The 20,411-nt window shown below is 71.8% G+C and carries 16 protein-coding genes and 1 pseudogene; 6 read left to right on the plus strand and 11 right to left on the minus strand.

Annotation, left to right across the window (positions count from 1 at the left end):
• Nucleotides 1-1,179 (plus strand): annotated as a pseudogene (locus Asera_RS04735) (cation:proton antiporter); the annotation flags it as partial.
• A 261-nt stretch (nt 1,180-1,440) separates the two neighbouring features.
• Here the strand turns inward: Asera_RS04735 and Asera_RS04740 are convergent.
• The 7 genes from Asera_RS04740 to Asera_RS04770 all read right to left on the minus strand — a co-directional run bounded on the left by Asera_RS04740 (nt 1,441) and on the right by Asera_RS04770 (nt 7,748).
• Complete coding sequence (locus Asera_RS04740) at nt 1,441-1,824, minus strand: antitoxin (protein ID WP_211255773.1); 384 nt, start codon at nt 1,822-1,824, stop codon at nt 1,441-1,443.
• 254 nt (nt 1,825-2,078) lie between these two features.
• On the minus strand, nt 2,079-2,279 hold the full coding sequence (locus tag Asera_RS04745; RefSeq protein ID WP_030449217.1) for an antitoxin: 201 nt from the start codon (nt 2,277-2,279) through the stop codon (nt 2,079-2,081).
• A gap of 229 nt (nt 2,280-2,508) precedes the next feature.
• Nucleotides 2,509-2,955, minus strand: coding sequence for a heat shock protein transcriptional repressor HspR (locus tag Asera_RS04750; RefSeq protein WP_030449218.1), 447 nt, complete (start codon nt 2,953-2,955; stop codon nt 2,509-2,511).
• Between the two features lie 10 nt (nt 2,956-2,965).
• A complete protein-coding gene (gene dnaJ, locus Asera_RS04755; RefSeq protein ID WP_030449219.1) occupies nt 2,966-4,123 on the minus strand; it encodes a molecular chaperone DnaJ in 1,158 nt (385 codons plus the stop codon).
• A gap of 40 nt (nt 4,124-4,163) precedes the next feature.
• Nucleotides 4,164-4,934, minus strand: coding sequence for a nucleotide exchange factor GrpE (grpE, locus tag Asera_RS04760; protein ID WP_051802929.1), 771 nt, complete (start codon nt 4,932-4,934; stop codon nt 4,164-4,166).
• A gap of 29 nt (nt 4,935-4,963) precedes the next feature.
• Nucleotides 4,964-6,847 (minus strand): molecular chaperone DnaK, encoded by a 1,884-nt coding sequence (gene dnaK / locus Asera_RS04765; RefSeq protein ID WP_030449221.1) that lies wholly within the window; start codon nt 6,845-6,847, stop codon nt 4,964-4,966.
• 232 nt (nt 6,848-7,079) lie between these two features.
• On the minus strand, nt 7,080-7,748 hold the full coding sequence (locus Asera_RS04770; RefSeq protein ID WP_030449222.1) for a hypothetical protein: 669 nt from the start codon (nt 7,746-7,748) through the stop codon (nt 7,080-7,082).
• Nucleotides 7,749-8,093: 345 nt separating this feature from the next.
• On the opposite strand from Asera_RS04770, the gene Asera_RS04775 reads away from it, so the two are divergent.
• From Asera_RS04775 to Asera_RS04790, 4 genes are all read left to right on the plus strand, one after another.
• Nucleotides 8,094-10,358 carry a (Fe-S)-binding protein gene (locus Asera_RS04775; protein ID WP_030449223.1) on the plus strand — a complete coding sequence of 755 codons (2,265 nt, stop codon included), beginning with the start codon at nt 8,094-8,096 and terminating at the stop codon, nt 10,356-10,358.
• Between the two features lie 327 nt (nt 10,359-10,685).
• Complete coding sequence (locus Asera_RS04780) at nt 10,686-11,318, plus strand: hypothetical protein (RefSeq protein WP_030449224.1); 633 nt, start codon at nt 10,686-10,688, stop codon at nt 11,316-11,318.
• Nucleotides 11,315-12,679: a hemolysin family protein gene (locus Asera_RS04785; protein WP_244843740.1), complete on the plus strand. Its 1,365-nt coding sequence runs from the start codon at nt 11,315-11,317 to the stop codon at nt 12,677-12,679. The genes Asera_RS04780 and Asera_RS04785 overlap by 4 nt, the downstream gene beginning before the upstream one ends.
• A gap of 25 nt (nt 12,680-12,704) precedes the next feature.
• A complete protein-coding gene (locus tag Asera_RS04790) occupies nt 12,705-13,742 on the plus strand; it encodes a hemolysin family protein (protein ID WP_030449226.1) in 1,038 nt (345 codons plus the stop codon).
• Nucleotides 13,743-13,767: 25 nt separating this feature from the next.
• Here the strand turns inward: Asera_RS04790 and Asera_RS04795 are convergent, their stop codons facing one another.
• The 3 genes from Asera_RS04795 to Asera_RS04805 form a co-directional block, all read right to left on the minus strand.
• Nucleotides 13,768-14,550: an oxidoreductase gene (locus Asera_RS04795; protein WP_030449227.1), complete on the minus strand. Its 783-nt coding sequence runs from the start codon at nt 14,548-14,550 to the stop codon at nt 13,768-13,770.
• Between the two features lie 62 nt (nt 14,551-14,612).
• Entirely contained in the window at nt 14,613-16,565 is a 1,953-nt protein-coding gene (locus tag Asera_RS04800) for an N-acetylmuramoyl-L-alanine amidase (protein ID WP_030449228.1), read from the minus strand.
• Between the two features lie 63 nt (nt 16,566-16,628).
• Entirely contained in the window at nt 16,629-18,572 is a 1,944-nt protein-coding gene (locus Asera_RS04805; protein WP_035298458.1) for an N-acetylmuramoyl-L-alanine amidase, read from the minus strand.
• A 246-nt stretch (nt 18,573-18,818) separates the two neighbouring features.
• On the opposite strand from Asera_RS04805, the gene Asera_RS04810 reads away from it, so the two are divergent.
• Nucleotides 18,819-19,739 (plus strand): endonuclease/exonuclease/phosphatase family protein, encoded by a 921-nt coding sequence (locus Asera_RS04810; RefSeq protein ID WP_051802931.1) that lies wholly within the window; start codon nt 18,819-18,821, stop codon nt 19,737-19,739.
• A 13-nt stretch (nt 19,740-19,752) separates the two neighbouring features.
• Here the strand turns inward: Asera_RS04810 and dcd are convergent, their stop codons facing one another.
• A complete protein-coding gene (gene dcd, locus Asera_RS04815) occupies nt 19,753-20,334 on the minus strand; it encodes a dCTP deaminase (protein ID WP_030449231.1) in 582 nt (193 codons plus the stop codon).
• Nucleotides 20,335-20,411 lie beyond the last annotated feature (77 nt).

Raw genomic sequence — 20,411 nt, forward strand, 5'->3', positions numbered from 1 at the left:
GTGGACACTGCGGCACTCCTCACCGAAATCGGCGCGCTGCTGTTCGGCCTCGCCCTGCTCGGCCGCGTCGCCCGTCGCATCGGCCTCACCCCGATCCCGCTGTACCTGCTCGCCGGGCTGGCCTTCGGCCACGGTGGGCTGCTGCCGCTGTCCGCCAGCCAGGAGTTCACCGAGGCCGGCTCGGAGATCGGTGTCGTCCTGCTGCTGGTGATGCTCGGCCTCGAGTACTCGCCGGAGGAGCTGGTCGGCAACCTGAAGCGGCACGCGCCGTCCGGCCTGATCGACGCGGTGTTCAACGCGGTACCGGGTGCCGCGCTCGCGCTGATCCTCGGTTGGGGTCCGGTCGCCGCCGTGGTCCTCGCCGGCATCACCTGGGTCTCCTCGTCCGGCGTGATCGCGAAGGTACTCACCGATCTCGGCCGGCTCGGCAACCGGGAGACGCCGACGGTGCTGTCGGTGCTGGTCACCGAGGACCTGGCGATGGCGCTCTACCTGCCGATCCTGACCGCGGTGCTGGCCGGATCGGGCCTGCTGATGGGCGGCCTGACGTTGGGCATCGCCGTCCTCACCATCACCGCCGTACTCGTCGTCGCCATCCGGTACGGCGGCTTCATCTCGGCGCTCGTCTCGGCCAAGAACGCCGAGTCCTTCCTGCTCGGCGTGCTCGGCCTGACGCTGCTCGTCGCGGGCGTGGCACAGGGCCTGAAGGTGTCGTCCGCGGTCGGCGCCTTCCTGGTCGGCATCGCACTGTCCGGCGAGGTCGCCGAGCACGCCAGCCAGCTGCTCAGCCCGCTGCGTGACCTGTTCGCCGCGGTGTTCTTCGTCTTCTTCGGCCTGCACACCGACCCGCGGTCGATCCCGTCGGTGCTGCTGCCAGCGGTCGGGTTGGCCGTGGTGACGATGGGTACGAAGGTGGCGACCGGCTACCTCGCCGCGAAACGCGCCGGCATCGCACCCCGCGGGCGTTGGCGGGCCGGGCTCGCGCTGACGCCACGGGGAGAGTTCTCGATCGTCATCGCCGGGCTGGCGGTGGCGGCCGGGATCGAGAAACAGATCGGGCCGCTGGCCACCGCGTACGTGATGATCACCGTGGTGGTCGGGCCGTTGCTGGCCCGGCTCACCGACATCGGCCGGCCGCGCCGGCGGGTCAAGGTGGTCGCCACGCCGCTCCCGGCCGGCGCGCCGATCGACGTCGACGATCTGATCGGACCGGAGGAGCAGGCCGCCATGCTGCCCGAACCGCGGACAGTGCCGGACACCCCCGAGCCGCATCACGCCGCGAACGGGCGGGCCGGAGCCGGACCACCGGGCCAGGCCCCACCGGACGAGCCGGCGGTGGTCGAGGCGACCGAACTCGACGAGGCCACCGCCGAGCGCGACGACGTGCACTGACACCACCGCGGCGCGGTCTGCGTCCGTCCCGGCCCGGCCGGGAGCCGCTCAGCCCTGACCGGCCGCGTCGCCGGCGGCGCCCGGCCCGGACGCGCCCTGCCCGGACGCGTCGCCGGAGGCGCCGTGCCCGGCCTCGCCGTGCCCGGTCTGGCCCTGGCCGGCAGCACCCTGGCCGGTCTCGCCCTGCCCTGGACGCGCGGGCTGCTGCTCGGCGAACCGGTCCAGGCTGTCCTTGGCCCGGACGACACCGGTGCCGATCTTGTCGGAGTACTTCCCGCCGGTCTTCTCGTCGATGAAGCCGGCCGCCCGGTCCAGCTTCGCGTCGATCTTGTCGTTGTGCTCGGCCGCGAGCCCGCGGGCCCGGTCGGTGGCCTTGTCAGCCAGCTCGGTGGCCCGATCGGCGAACTCGTCGAACTTGTCCCACAAACTCACTGGCCTTCCCCCTTCACCGGTCGGACTCCATGGTGCCCCGCCGGTATCGGCCCGCCCAGCCCGGGCGGCCGAAACCCGGGGAATCCCAGGGTTGCCGGCCGGCAAAGCCTGGGTTGCCGGCCACCAGTGGCGGGCGCCGGCCACCGGGAGCCGGGGTTGCCGGCCACCAGGGCCCGGGCCACCCGCCGGACGAAAAAGGTCCTGGCCGCACCGATGGGTGCGGCCAGGACCGACGTTCTCGACCCGGAAGGGCGTCAGTGGTCGTCGCCCCTGTTGCCCATGTAGTCCTTGCCCTTTTCGGCGGCGCTGTCCAGCTTGTCGTCGTACTTCCCGCCGGTCTTCTCGCTCGCCATGTCACGGGCCTTGTCCATGCCCTGCTCGGCCTGATCCGGGTGGTCGCCGAGCATGTCCTTGGCCTTGTCCTTCATGTCGTCGAACTTGTCCTTCATCCCCATGACCCGTTGTCCCTCTCGTTGCGATCCGCGGCGACCGGCCGGCCGCCGCCACCACCACGAAGGCGGCTCCGGTCACCGACGCTACCCAGCAGCACCGGGCTGACCCCGTTCTTCGACGTTTCCCCGATACCGACCACTCGGACGTGCGACACTCCCGCCCACACACACGGACACGGCCGGGGGACGTGTCGTCCCCCGGCCGTGTGCCGGTGCTTTCGGGTGTTTTCGATCAGCGGTCGCGGCGCCGCTGCTGGGAGTTGCGCGGGCGCCAGACGACCAGCGCCGTCTCCTGGGTCGGCACCAGATCCCGCCCGTACGACGGGGTCATGGCGTGCAGCTCGGCCAGCTGACGGCGCGCCTCCAGCAGCTGCTCCTCCAGCTCGGCGACCCGGGACTGCATCAACCGGGTGGCCTGCTCCAGCTCGATGATCCGCTTGATCCCGGCGAGGTTGACCCCCTCCTCCTGGGACAGTCGCTGGATCTCGCGCAGCAGAGCCACGTCCCGCGCGCTGTAGCGTCGGCCGCCGCCCGCGGTGCGGCCCGGCTGCACCAACCCGAGCCGGTCGTACTGCCGGAGCGTCTGCGGGTGCATGCCGGCCATCCGAGCCGCGACGGAGATGACGATGACCTTCGCATCCGACGTCGACTCGATGTTGACGAAGAACTCCGTGGCCATGCCGACCTCCTCAGTGCTCCTGCCGGTGGACCCGGGCGTCGATCCGGTCGCGCGGTGCGGCCGGCGTCTCCGCGGCGAACTCGGCCAGCGCCTTGCGGGCCCGCTCGGACAGCTCCGGCGGTACCGACACGTCGATCGTCACCAGCAGGTCGCCGGCACCGGTCTTCGCCGGCACACCCTTGCCCCGGACGCGCAGGACCCGGCCGCTCGGCGTACCCGGCGGGACCCGGACGGTGACCACACCGTCCACTGTGGGCACTCGCAGGTCCGTACCGAGCGCCGCCTCGGCGAACGTGACCGGGACGGTCAGCGTGATGTTCTTGCCGCTGCGGCCGAACAGGTCGTCCGGCGTGACGTGCACCAGCACGTACAGATCGCCGGCCGGACCGCCGCGGCCACCCGGCTCGCCCTTGCCGCGCACCCGGATCCGCTGCCCGTCGGACACACCGGCCGGCAGCCGGACCGACATCGTGCGGGTCTTCGTGACCCCGCCGGTGCCGCGGCACTCGGGGCACTTCTCGTCCACCACCGAGCCGGTACCGGAGCAGTCCTTGCACGGCTCGGAGAAGCTGAACGCGCCCTGGTTGCTGGACGTCAGCCCCGAGCCATGACAGGTCGGGCAGGTGCGCGGCGAGGTGCCCGGCTTGGCGCCGGTGCCATGGCACAGGTCGCAGACGCCCGGCGACCGCAACGACAGCGGCAGCGTCGTGCCGAGCACCGCGTCGGTGAACCCGACCGACACCTCCGCCTCGATGTCCCGGCCGACCCGGTCGGTCGGCGGCGCGTTGTGCCGCCCACCGCCGAACAGCGAACCGAACAGGTCGGTGAAGCCACCGGCCCGGCTCTGCGCGTTGCCGATCAGGTCGGACAGGTCGAACGGCATGCCGCCGCCGCCCGCCGCCCCGCCCGGCATCCGGCCGCCCAGGCCGCTGCCGAACAGCGACCTGGTCTCGTCGTACTCCTTGCGCTTCTTGTCATCGGAGAGCACGGAGTAGGCCTCGGAGACGTCCTTGAACCGCTCGCGGGCGGCGTCGTCACCGGGGTTGTGGTCGGGGTGCAGCTCCCGAGCCAGCTTGCGGAAGGCCTTCTTGATGTCGCTCGCCGGCGCATCCTTCGGCACACCGAGGACCTTGTAGTAGTCCTTCTCCAGCCAGTCCTGTTGGCTCACCGCAGCAGCCCCCCTTCCACCTGTCCACGCATCGAACCGGTCAGCTCTCCGACCCGTCCGTGCTCGGCCCGTCCGTGCCCTTCTTCTGCTCACCGGCGTCGGCCGAGGCGGCCGGCTCGGTGGCCGGCTCGGCCGGCGTGGCCGACTCGGCCGGCTTCGCGTCCGGGTCCGGGTCGGCGACCGCGACCATGGCCGGCCGCAGCATCCGCTCGCCGTGCCGGTAGCCGCGGCGCATCACCATCACGCAGGTCGGCTCGGTGACGTCCGGCGACAGCGAGTGCGCCACGGCCTCGTGGTGCATCGGGTCGAACGGATCGCCGGCCTCGCCGTACGGCGTGAGGCCCGCCTTGGTCAGCACCGACGTCAGCTGGTCGGCGACCGCACCGAACGGGCCGACCAGGTCGCCGTGCTCGCGGGCCCGGTCGAGGTCGTCCAGCACCGGCAGCAGCGACGCGAGCACCGCGCCGGTCGCCTGCTCGGCGGCCACGTTGCGGTCCCGCTCGACCCGCCGCCGGTAGTTCGCGTACTCCGCGACGACCCGCTTCAGGTCGGCGGTGCGCTCGGCGAGCTCGGCACTCAACTTCTCCACCTCACCGGCATCGGGCGCGGCGGTCGTCTCCGGCGTACCGGCCTCGCTCGGCTCTGCCGTCCCGGCTGGCTGGTCGGCCGGGGCCGACTCCGGGGCGGCCGTGTCCGTACCGCCGCGGGGCGCTGTGCCGTTCGGGTCGATGCGGCGCCGGTCGCGCACGACTATCCGCTCCTCCTGCTCCTCGTCCTCGCGCGGGCCGGTGCCCCCGGTGGCCGGGGGCACCTTTCCTGCGTCGGTTGGCTTTCGCTCCGTCACTTCTTGTCGTCCTCGTCCACGATCTCGGCGTCGACGACGTCGTCCTTGCCGCCCGCGGCGGAACCGGCCTGCGCACCGGCGTCGCCGGTGGCGCCGGCACCCGCGGCACCCTCGGCACCGGCCGAGGCACCCTCACCGGCGGCCTGGGACGCCGCGTACATCGCGGCACCGGCCTCCTGGGAGACCTTCGCGAGCTTCTCCTGCGCCGTCTTGATGGACTCGATGTCCTGGCCGCCGAGCGCGCCACGCAGCTCGCCCAGCGCCTCCTCCATCTCGGACTTCTTGTCGGCCGGGATCTTCTCGCCGTTCTCCGCGAGGAACTTCTCGGTCTGGAACTGCAGGCCCTCGGCGAGGTTGCGGGTCTCCGCCTCCTCGCGCCGCTTCTTGTCCTCCTCGGCGTGGTCCTGGGCCTCGCGCATCATCCGCTCGATGTCCTCCTTCGGCAGCGAGGAGCCGCCGGAGATGGTCATCGACTGCGCCTTGCCGGTCGCCTCGTCCTTGGCGGACACGTTGACGATGCCGTTCTCGTCGATGTCGAAGGACACCTCGATCTTCGGCACGCCCCGCGGCGCCGGCGGCAGCCCGGTCAGCTCGAAGGTGCCGAGCTTCTTGTTGTACGCGGCGATCTCGCGCTCGCCCTGGAACACCTGGATGAGCACGGACGGCTGGTTGTCGTCGGCGGTGGTGAACACCTCGGACCGCTTCACCGGGATCTTGGTGTTGCGCTCGATCAGCTTGGTGAACACGCCACCCTTGGTCTCGATGCCCAGCGACAGCGGGGTCACGTCGACCAGCAGGACGTCCTTGACCTCGCCCTTGAGCACGCCGGCCTGCAGCGCGGCACCGACCGAGACGACCTCGTCCGGGTTGACGCCCTTGTGCGCGTCCTTGCCGACCAGCTCCTTGACGACCTCGTTCACCGCGGGCATCCGGGTCGAGCCGCCGACCAGGATGACGTCGTCGATGTCGGACACCTTGATGCCGGCGTCGCGCACCGCCTGCTCGAACGGGGCCTTGGTGCGGTCCAGGAGGTCCTGGGTGAGGCGCTGGAACTCGCTGCGGGACAGCGAGATGTCCATGTGCAGCGGGCCGTCCGGGCCGGCTGTGATGTACGGCAGGTTGATCGTGGTGTTCGTGGTGGCGGACAGCTCGATCTTGGCCTTCTCCGCGGCCTCCTTGAGGCGCTGCAGGGCCATCTTGTCCTTGCCGAGGTCGACGCCGTGCTGCCCCTGGAACGTCTGCACCAGGTGCTTGATGATGCGCTCGTCCCAGTCGTCGCCGCCGAGGTGGTTGTCACCGTTGGTCGCGAGGACCTGGATCACGCCGTCGCCGATCTCCAGCAGCGAGACGTCGAACGTGCCGCCGCCGAGGTCGAAGACCAGCACGGTCTCCTCCGCGTCGCCCTTGTCCAGCCCGTACGCCAGGGCGGCCGCGGTGGGCTCGTTGATGATGCGCAGGACGTTGAAACCGGCGATCTCGCCGGCCTCCTTCGTCGCGGTGCGCTGCGCGTCCTCGAAGTACGCCGGGACGGTGATCACCGCGTCGGTGACCTGCTCGCCCAGGTAGGCCTCGGCGTCCCGCTTCAACTTCTGCAGGGTCCGGGCGCTGATCTCCTGCGACGTGTACTTCTTGTCGTCGATGTCGATCGACCAGTCGGTGCCCATGTGGCGCTTGACCGATCGGACCGTCCGGTCCGGGTTGGTGATCGCCTGCCGCTTCGCGACCTCACCGACGAGGACCTCGCCGTTCTTGGCGAACGCGACGATCGACGGCGTGGTGCGCGCGCCTTCGGCGTTCGCGATGACGGTGGGCTCGCCACCCTCCAGGACGCTGACCACAGAGTTGGTGGTGCCGAGGTCGATGCCGACCGCACGTGCCATGTTTGCTTCCTCCGATACTGATGCCAGGTGGCCGTCTTGTGCTGCCATGTGGCGAAGTTGAGTGCGCTTGACTCAATGTTGACGCGACCCCACATCGATCGTCAACTCGGGTTGAGCCTGTCTCACGCAACCTTCATGGTCACACAACGCAGCACCCCGGGTCCGCATTCCCCCTCGAGGGTGGCGCAATGCACGCCGGCGGCCGTGGCGCACCCCACGCCGGTACGGCGGGTCAGTGCCGGCCGGCGTCCCTCGCGGCGCGGAGCGCCCGCGGCAGGTTGCCGAGCACCGGCAGTTCCTGGGTGGCGCGGGCGCGGTGGCCGACCAGCCGTTCGGCCGACCGCTCGATCGGTACCTCGGCGCCGTCCGCCGGCTCGGCGCGGCGGCGTCGGCCCCGGGGCGGCGTACCGGCGCGGGTCGCCGGTACGAGGCCGCCCGCTCGCTGCGCGAACGACGGCCGGTCCGCGGCGACGGCGTGCCGCCCGGTGCCCTGGGCCGGCAGCTCGGCGGGATCCGCGGCACTCTCGGCCTCGACGGCCGGCGGCGCGAGCGCGGACGCGAGGGCGGAGCTCGCCGGGGTGGCCGCGTTCGCCGCGGCCGCGGGTTCGTTGGCGGGACGCAGTGGCGACCCCGCCGACCGCGGTACCCGGCCGCCCGTCCGGGTGTCGGCGGCTCGTCGCGGCGTCGTACCCGGCGGGCAGACGTCGGCGAGGATCGAGTCGGCGACCTCCCAGCTCGGGCACGGCCACGAACCATGACATTCGGCGCACTCGGTACCGAGCAGGCTGTCCGGCTGGTGCCCGTGCCAGATGTCGGCGGCGAGGACCCACGCCGTCACCTCGACGACCGCCGCCGGTGGCTGGCGCGGCGGCGGAGAATCCAGCGTGTACGGACTGCGCATAGCTGCGGGTACCTCCTCGGGCCGCGTCGGCACGGGCCGACCGGCCGCCGGTGTTCGAGGCGTCGCCGGGACGGCTGTCGCCGACGTCCCGTACGCGCCTTTACTGGTAACGCCATACCACCGAGGGCGGTCACGCAAACACGTTCCGTACGCGTGAATGTGGAACGGCAGGTAGGGCCGCTCAACACGTAGGGTGTGAGCGTCGGTCGGTGCCCATCAGCGGCGTTCCCGGACGAGACGGCACGGCCGGACGAACCGGTTCCACCACGGGCCGGACCACCGCTGCTACCGGCGAGTAATAAGCTGTCGGCAGCCCACACCCGCAACCCGGGAGGAACGCGGACCATGCACGCGCTCCAGATCGTCGCCACCGTGGTGGCCTGGCTGGTGTTCGCCGGCGCCGTCGTCATGGCGGTCCGTGCCGGCCGGTACTTCGTCCGCCTGTTCCGGGTCGGCGCGAGCGACCCGAGCCGGTTCGTCGCCAAGGGTCAACGCACCGCGACGATGCTGCGCGAGATCCTCGGCCACACCCGGATGCTCAAGTGGACCCGGGTCGGCGTCGCGCACTGGTTCGTGATGGTCGCGTTCGGCGCGCTGCTGTTCACCATCGTCGAGGCGTTCGGCGAGGTGTCCAACCCGCGGTTCGAGTGGCCGGTGATCGGTCACTGGGCGGTGTACGGCCTGCTCATGGAGCTGATCGCCGGCCTGTGCTGGATCTCGATCATCGTGCTGATCATCATTCGCCAGGTGAACCTGCCGCGCCGGCGCAGCCGGTCGAGGTTCCTCGGCTCCACCGCCTGGCAGGCGTACTACGTGGAGTGGACGATCTTCGCGATCTGCGCGTCGATCTTCGCCATCCGCACCTTCAAGATCGCCGCCGGCGACTTCCCGTACCCGACCTGGGCGACGCCGCTGTCGCACGCGTTCGGCTCGATCTTCACCGGCATGCCCACCGGCACCGCGCTGAACCTGGTCACGATCTGCGCGCTGGTCAAGCTGCTGGTGTCCTGGGTGTGGTTCATCGTCATCGGGCTGAACCTGACGATGGGCGTCGCCTGGCACCGGTTCCTCGCGTTCTTCAACATCTTCTTCAAGCGCAACTCCGGCGGTGCGCTCGCGCTCGGCCCGCTGAAGCCGATGACGGACGCCGACGGCAAGCCGCTCGACTTCGAGGAAGCCGACCCGGAGAAGGATCCGTTCGGGGTGGCGCAGGTCGAGCAGTTCAGCTGGAAGGGGCTGCTCGACTTCACCACCTGTACCGAGTGCGGCCGGTGCCAGTCGCAGTGCCCGGCGTGGAACACCGGCAAGCCGCTCTCGCCGAAGCTGCTGGTGCTGTCGCTGCGCGACCACGCGCACGCGAAGGCGCCGTACCTGCTGGCCGGCGGCGGCAAGGACGCCACCGGCGAGGAGAAGGCGAGCCAGGAGCAGCTCGCCGGCGTCGACGCGCTGGCGCTCGCCGAAGCGGACCGCCCGCTGATCGGCGGCCCCGACGAGGGCGGCGTGATCGACCCGGACGTGCTGTGGTCCTGCACCACCTGCGGCGCCTGCGTCGAGCAGTGCCCGGTGGACATCGAGCACGTCGACCACATCGTCGACATGCGCCGGTACCAGGTGCTCATCGAGTCGAGCTTCCCGACCGAGGCCGGCGTGATGCTGCGCAACCTGGAGAACAAGGGCAACCCGTGGGGCGCCAACCCCAACACCCGGGAGGACTGGACGAAGTCGCTCGACTTCGAGATCCCGCGGGTGGGCAGCGACGAGGCCACGGACTTCGAGTACCTGTACTGGGTGGGCTGCGCCGGGGCGTTCGACGACCGGGCGAAGAAGACCGCGAAGTCGGTCGCCACGCTGCTGCACGAGGCGGGCGTCAAGTTCGCCATCCTCGGCGAGGGCGAGACCTGCACCGGTGATCCGGCCCGCCGGATGGGCAACGAGTTCGTGTTCCAGATGCTCGCCCAGCAGAACGTCGAGACGCTGAACGAGGCGTTCGAGGGCCGGGACAAGGGGCGGCGCAGGATCGTCGCGTCCTGCGCGCACTGCTTCAACACGCTGGCCCGGGAGTACGAGCAGCTTGGCGGCGAGTACTCGGTGGTGCACCACACCCAGCTGCTGGCCGACCTGGTGTCCGCCGGGAAGCTGACCCCGGTGAGCCCGATCGAGGGCGGCGTGACCTACCACGACCCGTGCTACTTGGGCCGCCACAACCGGATCTTCGAACCGCCGCGGGAGCTGATCGGCGCCGCGGCCGGCGCGGCGAGCGGGCACGGCGGCCCGGCCGGGAACGGCGCGGCCGCGGGGAACGGCGGCCCGGCCGGCGATGGCGCGGCGAGCGGGCTGACCGAGATGCCGCGGTTCGCGGAGCGGTCGTTCTGCTGCGGCGCCGGCGGTGCCCGGATGTGGATGGAAGAGCGGATCGGCAAGCGGATCAACGTGGAGCGGGTCGAGGAGGCCCGCTCGACCGGGGCGAAGACCATCGCGGTGGCCTGCCCGTTCTGCATGACGATGATCTCCGACGGGGTGAACGCCACCAAGCCGGACGGGGTGGACGCCGAGGACGACGTCGAGGTGCTCGACGTCGCCACGGTGCTGCTCCGCTCGCTGGGCAAGTAGTGCGCATCAGAACGGGCGGTGTGGTTCCCGGTTCGGGAGCCGCACCGCCCGTTCGGCGTACTGCCAGATCGTGGTAGGCGCCGCGGATGACGCCCGCCTGGTACGCGCCGTTGTAGTTCGCCGCGAACGCGGCGTCGTGGTAGGTGGTGCCGTGATTGAAACTTTCCGGCACAGACCGGCGTTCCGGGTCAACAGTGCGTATCTCCCCAAGGCTGCGATTTGCGACCGATCAGGGCGATCGAGCTGCGTACCGAAACGGTCCCGAAGCGGCTGTCACGCGAGCGGCCTGGTGCGGTTACCGGCCCGACACGGCGTAGCCTGCACCTCGTGGAGCACGCAGCCGGCGGTGACGATCGACCTGGTCCGGGTCGATCGTCGGCCGAGCCCGCCCCGGCCGAGACCGGCCAGGCCAACGGGAAGCATCCGGTGCTGCGCGACGACCCCCGGCGGCCCGCCGACGACGAGCCCTCCGAACAGCCGGACGCGGCGGAGCAGCCGATCTGGCAGCGGCACAAGCCGCCCATCTGGTACCAGCCGCGGGTGCTGCTGGCGGTGCTGATCGTGGTGGTGTTCGTCGGCGCCGTGGCGCTCGCCGCCCGGCACGGCACCTGGCCGCCGAAGGCGCAGTGCGGCACCCCCAAGATCACCGGCTCGGTCGGCCACGTCAAGAAGGGCAACCCGGTGTACTGGGCGGCCACCGGCCGGGCGGGCACGTACGCGGTGACGTTCGGGGCAACCTCCGCCCGGGTCGTCGGAGGGAAGGTCGAACCGGTCGGCAGCGAGTCGATGGCCGCCGGCAAGGCGATCGTGGTGCGGCAACCGGCGACACTCTCCGGCTGCCGGTACGTCGGGCACTTCACCATGCCGTTCCCCACCGGCGAGTACCACCTGCGGTTGTTCCGGGTCGACGGCTCGACCGCGAACCAGGTGGCCAGCGCGCGCGTCGACTCGGACGGGTGATCGCGCTGTCGACGGTGCTACCGCTGGCCGCATTCGTGCTGCTGACCGGGGCGAACGCCTTCTTCGTGGTCGCCGAGTACGCGCTGGTGACCGCCGACCGGGCCACCATCGAGCGGCAGGCGTCGGCCGGCGACCGCCGGGCCCGGCAGGTACTCGCCGCGTTCCGGCGGCTGTCCTTCCAGCTGTCCGGCGCCCAGCTGGGCGTCACGCTGTCCGCGCTGCTGACCGGCTATCTGGCCCAGCCGGCGCTGGCGAAGCTGCTGCGGCCGCTGTTCGACGGGCTGGGCGGCGAGGTCGCGGCGAACGTGGCCGCGGTTCTGGCGCTGGTGATCGCGACGCTGTTCTCGATGCTGTTCGGCGAGCTGATCCCGAAGAACGCCACGCTGGCCAAGCCGATGGGCGCGGTCCGGGCGGTGACCCCGATCCTGCGCGGCTTCTCGGCCGTCTTCGGCTGGCTGATCCGGATCCTGAACGGCTCCGCCAACGCGGTGGTGCGCCGGTTCGGGGTGCAGCCGCAGGAGGAGCTGGCGAGCGCCCGGTCGGCGGAGGAACTGGGGCTGCTCGCCGCGATGTCGGCGCGGGCCGGTGCGCTGCCGCGGGAGACCGCGATGCTGGTCCAGCGGACGATCCGGTTCGGCGACAAGCGGGCCGCGGAGGCGATGACGCCGCGGGTGGACGTGGTGGCGCTGCCGGCCGAATCCACCGTCACCGACATGCTGGCGCTCGCGAACGAGTCCGGCCGCAGCCGCTTCCCGGTGTACGTCGACACGCTCGACTCGATCGTCGGGGTCGCCGTCATCTCCGACGTGCTCGCGGTACCGCCGGACCAGCGCCGGGCCACGCTGGTGCGCCGGTACGCGCGCGAGCCGGTGTTCGTACCGGAGAGCCTGCGGCTGGACAAGGTGCTCGAGGCGCTGCGGCAGGGCGGCCGCGACCTCGCCATCGTGGTCGACGAGTACGGCGGGACCGACGGCGTGGTGAGCCTGGAGGACCTGGTCGAGGAGCTCGTCGGCGACATCGAGGACGAGTACGACCGGCCGGAGGAGGAGTCGCTGTCGGCGCAGACGCTGGAGATCACCGCACCCGGTGTCGACCCGGCGAAGCTGGTGCCCGGCGTGCTGCGCGCCGACGAGCTGTACGAGCAGTGCGGCTTCCGGCTGCCCGACGGGCCGTACGAGACGCTCGCCGGATTCGTCATGGCGCAGCTCGGGCACATCCCGGTGGCCGGCGAGAGCGTCGCGCACGACGGCTGGGAGTTCACCGTCACGTCGGTCGAGAAGCACCGGATCGAGCAGGTCCGGGTGCGGCCGCCGGCCGACTGGGAACCGCCCAGCGAGTACGTCCCGCAGGAGTCGTCATGACCGCCCCGAGCGCGCGGGAGGCCCCGTGAACGTCGGCGCGCTGATCGTCACGGTGGTACTGCTGGCCGGCAACGCGTTCTTCGTCGCCGGCGAGTTCGCCATCATCGCCTCCCGGCGCACCCAGATCGAGGCGGAGGCCGGGCGGTCCCGGCGCGGCCGGTGGACGCTGTCGGCGATGAGCCAGCTGCCGCTGATGGTCGCCGGTACGCAGCTGGGCGTCACGATCTGCTCGCTCGGGCTCGGCGCCGCGGCCGAGCCGGCGATCGCGCACCTGCTGCGCATCCCGTTCGAGGCGGCGCACGTACCGGACGAGGTGCTGCACCCGGTGTCGTTCGTGCTGGCGCTCGCGATCGTCACCTACCTGCACACGGTGCTCGGCGAGATGGTGCCGAAGAACCTGACGCTGGTCGGGCCGGAACGCGCGGTGCTGTGGCTCGCGCCCCCGCTGCTCGGCTTCTGTACCGTCACTCGCCCGTTACTGACGGCGGTGCAATGGCTGGCCCGGCTGGTGTTGAAGCTGTTCCGGATCGAGCCGCCGGACGAGGCGAAGTCGGTGTTCAACGCCGACGAGTTCGCCGGGCTGGTCAGCGAGTCGCGGACCGAGGGGCTGCTGGCCGAGCCGGAACACGCCCGGCTCGCCGGCGCGCTCGCGCTGGGCCGGCTGACCGCCGCCGACGCGCTGCTGCCGTGGATGGACGTGGTGGCGGTGCCGGACGACATCTCGCCGGCGGCGCTGGAGTTGACGGCGAACCGTACCCACCGGTCCCGGTTCCCGGTGGTGGCCCGGTCGTCGCGCCGGGTGCTCGGGTTCATCCACGTCAAGGACGTGCTGGAGGTGACCGGGCCGGCCCGCCGCAAGCCGCTGCCGGCCAGCGCGATCCGGCCGCTGCCGGTGGTGGCGCCGAACCGTACGCTCGCCGACCTGCTGCTGTCGATGCGCCGCGGCCGGCACCACATCGCCCTGGTCGGTACCGAGGGCGCGCCGATCGGGATCGTCACCCTCGACGACGTGCTGTCCGCCGTCGTCGGTACGCCGGCGCCGGCGGAGCCGCGGCCCCGGTGATCCCGGGGGCCGCGGCCACCGCCGGTCAGGCGGTCGACTTGTACATGCCGCCGTCGATGATGTAGTCGCCCCCGGTGATGTTGCGGGCCCGGGAGGAGACCAGGAACGACACGAGGTCGGCGACCTCGTCCGGCTCGCTGACGCGGCCGGTGGTGATCGCCATCGACTCCGGCAGCACCCGGTCCATCACGTCGTCGACGGTCGTGTTCGCCTGCGCGGCGAACAGTTCCGCGAAGCCGCCCGGGTCGGTCCACAGCGGCGTGCGCACCGGGCCGGGGGAGACCGTGTTGACCCGGATCCCGGCCGGCACCAGCTCCTCCGACAGCGCCTTGCCGAGGTTCGCGAGCGCCGCCTTCGCCGCCGAGTACGGGGCGATCATGCCCGCGGGCAGCCGGGCGTTGAGCGAGCCGAGCATGACGATCGAGGCGTTCTCGCGGCCCCGCATCGAGGGCACCGCGGCCCGCACCGCCCGTACCGCGCTGAAGAACGTCAGGTCGAAGATGCGGTGCCACTGCTCGTCGGTGAAGTCGAGCACCGACTGCGCCGGCTCGCTCACCGCGACGTTGTTGACCAGGATGTCGATGCCGCCGTGCGTCTCCGCCACGGTACGCACCAGCCGGTCGGCGCCGTCCGGGGTGCCGAGGTCGACCGGGACGAACGTCACGCCGTCGACCGGTTCGGCCGGTGCGGTACGGGCGCCGACGGTCACCCGGGCACCGGCCGCGGCGAGCGCGGCCGCGATGCCGGCGCCGATTCCCTTGCTGCCGCCGGTGATCACGGCGACCTTCTTGTCGAGGTTCAGTTCCATGCCGCCAGCATCGCCAGGTCCGATCGCCGATGCTGGCGGCGATCGGACCTGGCGTTCGCCGGTCAGACCGGGCGGATGGTGACCGCGTCGGCGCGGACGAAGCCGATGCGGTGCCCGAACTGGATCTCGTAGTACCGGTCGTGCCCGACCACGACGGTGTGGTCACCGGGCAGCGAGCTGTCGATCGTCGGCGCGTAGTAGTAGTCGGTGACCACGTCGGTCAACCCCAGCGGGTACCGCTGGCCCGCCGTCATGGTGTAGCCGAGGTCGACGACCGACTGCACCGGCACCGGCGTGCCGTCGTAGGCGCTGGCCTCCGGGTACGCCCGGCCGTAGATCGGCACCGTGGCACCGTGCTTCGGCGTCACCACGAACCCGTGCGCCGCGGTCGCGGTCGGGCTGCGGTGCGGGTCGAGGAACCAGCCCTTGACCCCGGCGTACCAGATGGCGGTCCAGTCACCGGATCGTCCGGCCAGCGCGAACTGCTGGCCGTCCACCGCGCGGGCGGCCCAGTCGGCGATGTCGGTGGTGCCGGGCCCGGCGTGCAGGCCGGGGTCGGACACCAGCGGCGAGTCGGCGCTCGGCTGCGTGTGCAGGTAGACGAAGTTGGTGCCCTGCGCGTCACACGGGGTGCCGGAGCCGGACTTGTCGCAGCCGGTGACCAGCTGCTGGTTGGTGGCGAAGTCGGGCGAGATCGTGACCAGGCCGCCGGTGTGGCTGTGCCGCTGCGCGTGCCCGCGCACCAGGTTCATGTAGTGGTTCCAGTCCCAGTACGGGCCCGGGTCCCAGTGCATGTTCCTGATCCCGGCGGCGGTGGTGGCCGGTACGTTGTCGTGCCCGATGATGTGCTGCCGGTCCAGCGGGATCCGGTACTTCCCGGCGAGGTAGCGCACCAGCTTCGCGGACTGCCGGTACATCGCCTCGGTGTACCAGGTGGCGCCGGTGGCGGCGAACCCCTCGTGCTCGATGCCGATCGAGTGCGCGTTGATGTACCAGTTGCCGGCCTGCCAGGCGACGTTGGTGTTCTGGATCATCTGCGTCACGTGGCCGTCGGAGCTGCGCAGCTCGTAGTGCGCCGCCGCGTACGCCGCCGGGTTCTGGAACCAGCTCAGCGTGCCGTTGTAGTAGCCCTCGTTGTCGTGGATGACCAGGTACTGGATCTTCAGCTTGCTCGGCCGCTCGGCGAGGTCGTAGTTGCCGTAGTCGCCCTTGTCCGCGCTGTTCTGCGCGTACGCGGCGGGTACGAAGTCACACCCCATGCTGGCCGGGCACTCCGGCTTCGGGGTGTCGGCGTCGCTCTCCGCCTTGGCCAGGTGCAGCGCGGACAACTGGCCGGTCTTCGGGGCCACCGACGGCTGGGCGGCGAGCCGTACCGTGTCACCGCTGTCGGTGCGGCGGGCCTCGCCGGTGCGGATCACCTGGTAGACCTCGTCGGCGAACTCGCGCGCGCCGGCCACGTCGGTGGCGCCCGAGTAGCGGGCCACCGCGCCGTACCAGTCGGCGGCGTCGCTGCCGGTCGCGCCGAGCTGGCGCTGGTAGTCGGCGAGCAGCGCGGCACCGGCGTCGATGTTCGCCGCCGGGTCGGTGCGCAGGGTGGCGGGGCTGTCCCCGGTGAGCGCGGCGGCCGCGTCCATGGTGTGCAGCGCCGGATCGCCGGTGCTCTGGGCCGGTCGGGCCGGTGTGGTCATCGGCCGCGCGTCGTCGCCGCGGGCGTCACCGCGCGCGGCCGGCGCCGCCACCCGGGTCACGTCGGTGAGGTGCATCGGACCGTACCCGCCGGCGCTGCTCGGCTGCCCCACGTGGGCGTCCCACCGGGACTCCAGGTAGGACACGCCCAGCAGGACGGACAGCGGTACGTGGTGGTGGGCCGCGGCGGCGGCGAACTGCTGCTGCCGGTCGGCCCCGGTCGCGGCCGGTGCGGGCGCCGCCGTACCGGCCGCGGCCGGTACCAGGGCGACGAGACCGGCGCTGGCCACGATCGCGGCGGCGAGTCTTCGGGATGGCGGTCGGTGCATCGGGGTTCCTCCCTCACGAACCGTCCCGGGGCGACGGCGCCACCCCGGGACGGACCTTGGTTGTCAGGCGGGGACGACGACCACGTCGGCGGCGTTCACGAACGCGATCCGGTGGCCCAGCTGGATGCGCAGGTACCGGTCGTGTCCGGGCACGTCGGTGTGGTCGCCCGGGATGCTGTCGTCGATCGTCTTCGCGTAGTAGTAGTCGGTGACCGCCCGGCCTCCGTACACATAGGACTGTCCGGAGTGGATGGTGTAGGTGAGCGGGGTGACGCTCGCCGGCGGGATCTCGGCCGGGTAGGCCGACTTCTCCGGGTAGGCGACTCCGTAGGTCGGAATGCTGTCCCGGCCCGGCTTCGGCCGGATCACCGGGGCTCGCGCCGGCGAGACCGCGCGGGTGCCGTCGAACCAGACCTTCGCGCCGTCGTACCAGATCGCGATCCACGTGCCGGCCCGGCCGGCGACCACGTACTGCTGGCCGGCGCTGGCCTTGTCGCCCCAGTCGGCGGCGCAGTCGGTACCGCCGGTCTGCGCCGGGTCCAGCCCCGGATCGTCGAACAGCGGTGCGTCGTCACTCGGCCCGGTACGCAGCCAGACGAACGAGCTGGCCTGCTTCGCCACCGGCGTGTTCTGCTCGCAGTCACGCACCTGCTGCTCGTTCGCCGCGAACCGCGGGTTGATCGTGACGACGTGCCGTCCCGGCATCGGGATCGTCGGCCGGCCGACCAGGTTCAGGAAGTGGTTCCAGTCCCAGAACGGGCCCGGATCCCAGTGCATCCCGGGGATACCGGCGGCGCTGATGCCCGGCACGTTGTCGTGGCCGAGGATGTGCTGCCGGTCCAGCGGCACCCCGAAGCGGGCCGCGAGGTAGCGCACCAGCCGCGCGGTCGAGTGGTACAGCGGCTCGGTGAACCAGGTGGCGCCCTGGATCGCGAACCCCTCCTGCTCGATGCCGATCGAGTGCGCGTTGATGTACCAGTTGCCGGCCTGCCAGGCGACGTCCTTGGTCGGCACCATCTGGGTCACGTGGCCGTCGCCGGAGCGGACGACGTAGTGCGCCGACACGTAGCTCGCCGGGTTGGTGAACGTGTCGAGCGTGTCGCCGAACGTCTCCTCGGTGTCGTGCAGGACGATCGTGTCGATCTTCACCTGCTCGGGCCGGTCGGCGAGGTCGTAGTTGCCGTAGTTGCGGGGGTCCGAACCGTCGCCGTCGAGCTGGTACGCGGCCGGGACGAAGTCGCAGTCGAGCCCGCGCGGGCACTCCGGCCGCTGGCTGCTCGCCGGCTTCGGCAGGCCCAGACCCGCCGCCTCGGCCCGCTTCGGCGTCACCTTCCGGGCGGTCAGGCTGATCCGCTGGCCGTCCGCGGTGGTGGCGTGCGCGCCGGCCGCGATCGTGCCGTACACCGAGTCGGCGAAGCTCTGCGCGCCCTGCTGGGTGGACGCCTGGGCGTACTTCGCGACCGCGCCGTACCAGCCGTCGACGCCGCTCGGCAGGTTGCCGTGGCCGAGGTCGCGGGCGTAGCGGGCGAGCAGCGCCGCGCCCGCCTCGATGTTCGTCGCCTCGTCACCGCGCACCGTCGCCGCGTCCACGCCGAGCAGCGCCGCCGCGGTACGGGCGGTGTGCTGGGCGGCGCCATCGGCGGCGGCGCCCGCGGTGATCGCCGCGGCCGGCCGGGCGACTCCGTCTCCGCGCTGGTTGCGCTCCGGTGCGGTGGCCCGGGCGCCCCTGGTCGCGGCGGCCACGTCGGTCAGCGCCATCGGCCCGTACGCGCCGGAGGTGCTCGGCGCGCCGGCGTGCGCCTCCCAGCGCGTCTCCTGGTAGGACACGGCGAGCAGCACGTCGGCCGGTACGCCGGAGTGGTGCGCGGCCGCGGCGAACTCGGCCTGCCGCTGGTTCGGCCCGGACGCCGGAACGGTACTGCCCTGCGCGCCGGCACCGGTGGCCATGGCCCCGGCGCCCAGCACTCCGGCCGCGGCGACCGCGGCAACTCGGACGATGCGTCGCACAGCCTCATCTCCTCGTCGCGATGGTTACCCGTCGTTTCGGGTATGGCGGTTGATCAGACGCTAACCGCTTGTGGACACACTTGTCCGACCTTGAGCGGAGGTCAATACCTGCCGCCCCAAACCAGAGGAGTCGGAAGAATCCTTCACGGCGCGCAGGTCCGTTGCCGCCGCCCCGGGCGGTTTCGTGGTAGAAAAGCTGCCTGACCTCGAATGTCCGGTTACCCGCCGGCGCACGCGGGAGGGCCCATGCTCCGACGTCTCGCCGCAGCGCTCATCACCACCGGCGCCACCGTGCTCGCGGCTCTCGCGGTGCCCGGCACGGCCGCCGCCGCGACCACCCCGACCACCGTCTGGCAGTGGAACATCGCCGGCAACACGATGCACCACGGGTCCACCACCGACGGCCTCATCCCGGCCGCCACCTCGTCGATCGTCCACCGCAACGCCCAGTTCGTGGGCATCAACGAGCTCTGCCACCAGCAGTACACGGCGCTCGTGACCAGCCTGCGCGCCGCCGGCTTCCCGCAGGACCCGGGCAACTTCGCCCGGTTCGAGCCGAGCACGCCCGGCGGCCAGAGCAGCATCTGCGCCGGCCAGCAGTACGGGATCGGGCTGTTCAGCGCCGCCCCGCTCGGCACCGCCCGCCGGTACGCGCTGCCCGACGCGCGGCACCCGAACGAGACCCGCAAGCTGCTCTGCGCGCCGCTCGCCGCCCGGCCACACCTCGTCTACTGCACCACCCACCTGGTCCCGGACGACGCGTACCTGCAACCGCAGCTCGACGCGGTCCGCAGCCGGATCGACGGCTTCCGGGCCGCCGGCGACACCGTGCTGATCTCCGGCGACTTCAACGCCCAGCCGAACAGCGCGCGGCTGAACGGGTGGTACTCGTCGTCGCTCGACACCCCCGCCAACCGCGACAACACCGGCCGGTACCGGGAACTCGACGACACCGACGGCGGCTGCCCCGGCTACGGCGAGTGGACGTTCGGCAGCACCGGCGGGCCGTGCGGCCTCGGCACCAAGCTCGACCTGCTGTTCGTTCGCGAGGACACGGTCGCCGGCGTGTACCAGGAGGACTCGCTCGCGGTGCCGACCACCTGCGGCGGCCCCTGCTCGGACCATCGCGCCATCGTCGGCACGGTCCCGGTCACCGTGGCGGGTTGAGCATCGGTCCGAGTCAGCTGCCGGTCGGCCAGGTGCGCCAGTTCTGCCAGGAGCGGCTCGGGGTCGGGCCCCGCTGCCCCTGGTAGCGCGACCCGTACACGGCCGAGCCGTACGGCGCCGAGGCCGGTGACGACAGCCGGAACAGGCACAGCTGGCCGATCTTCATTCCCGGCCAGAGCATGATCGGCAGGTTCGCCACGTTCGACAGCTCCAGCGTCACGTGGCCGGAGAAGCCGGGGTCGATGAACCCGGCGGTGGAGTGCGTCAGCAGGCCCAACCGGCCGAGGCTCGACTTGCCCTCCAGCCGCCCGGCCAGGTCGTCCGGCAGCGTGACGACCTCGAGCGTGGACGCCAGCACGAACTCGTTCGGGTGCAGCACGAACGGCTCGCCGTCCGGCACCTCGCGCAGGCTGGTCAGGTCGTCCTGCTGGCGGGCCGGGTCGATGTGGGTGTAGCGCGAGTTGTTGAACACCCGGAACCAGCGGTCCAGCCGCACGTCGATGCTGGACGGCTGGATCAGCGCCGGATCGTACGGGTCGAGGCGCAGCCGGCCGTTGTCGATCTCCTTGGCCAGGTCCCGGTCGGACAACAGCATTCGCGCAGCGTACCGACAGCGCCCGGACAACGCCCCACCCGGCCCCGTGCGCGGCAGAACCTACAACAGATGTTTTG

The organism is Actinocatenispora sera (genome assembly GCF_018324685.1).
GTDB classification, from domain to species: domain Bacteria; phylum Actinomycetota; class Actinomycetes; order Mycobacteriales; family Micromonosporaceae; genus Actinocatenispora; species Actinocatenispora sera.

Excerpts from the sequence above, each read along its gene's own strand:
- Asera_RS04745 (WP_030449217.1), bottom strand. The coding sequence starts at position 2,279 with ATGGGGATGAAGGACAAGTTCGACGACATGAAGGACAAGGCCAAGGAC.
- Asera_RS04750 (WP_030449218.1), bottom strand. The coding sequence starts at position 2,955 with ATGGCCACGGAGTTCTTCGTCAACATCGAGTCGACGTCGGATGCGAAG.
- dnaK (WP_030449221.1), bottom strand. The coding sequence starts at position 6,847 with ATGGCACGTGCGGTCGGCATCGACCTCGGCACCACCAACTCTGTGGTC.
- Asera_RS04770 (WP_030449222.1), bottom strand. The coding sequence starts at position 7,748 with ATGCGCAGTCCGTACACGCTGGATTCTCCGCCGCCGCGCCAGCCACCG.
- Asera_RS04775 (WP_030449223.1), top strand. The coding sequence starts at position 8,094 with ATGCACGCGCTCCAGATCGTCGCCACCGTGGTGGCCTGGCTGGTGTTC.
- Asera_RS04795 (WP_030449227.1), bottom strand. The coding sequence starts at position 14,550 with ATGGAACTGAACCTCGACAAGAAGGTCGCCGTGATCACCGGCGGCAGC.
- Asera_RS04800 (WP_030449228.1), bottom strand. The coding sequence starts at position 16,565 with ATGCACCGACCGCCATCCCGAAGACTCGCCGCCGCGATCGTGGCCAGC.
- Asera_RS04810 (WP_051802931.1), top strand. The coding sequence starts at position 18,819 with ATGCTCCGACGTCTCGCCGCAGCGCTCATCACCACCGGCGCCACCGTG.
- dcd (WP_030449231.1), bottom strand. The coding sequence starts at position 20,334 with ATGCTGTTGTCCGACCGGGACCTGGCCAAGGAGATCGACAACGGCCGG.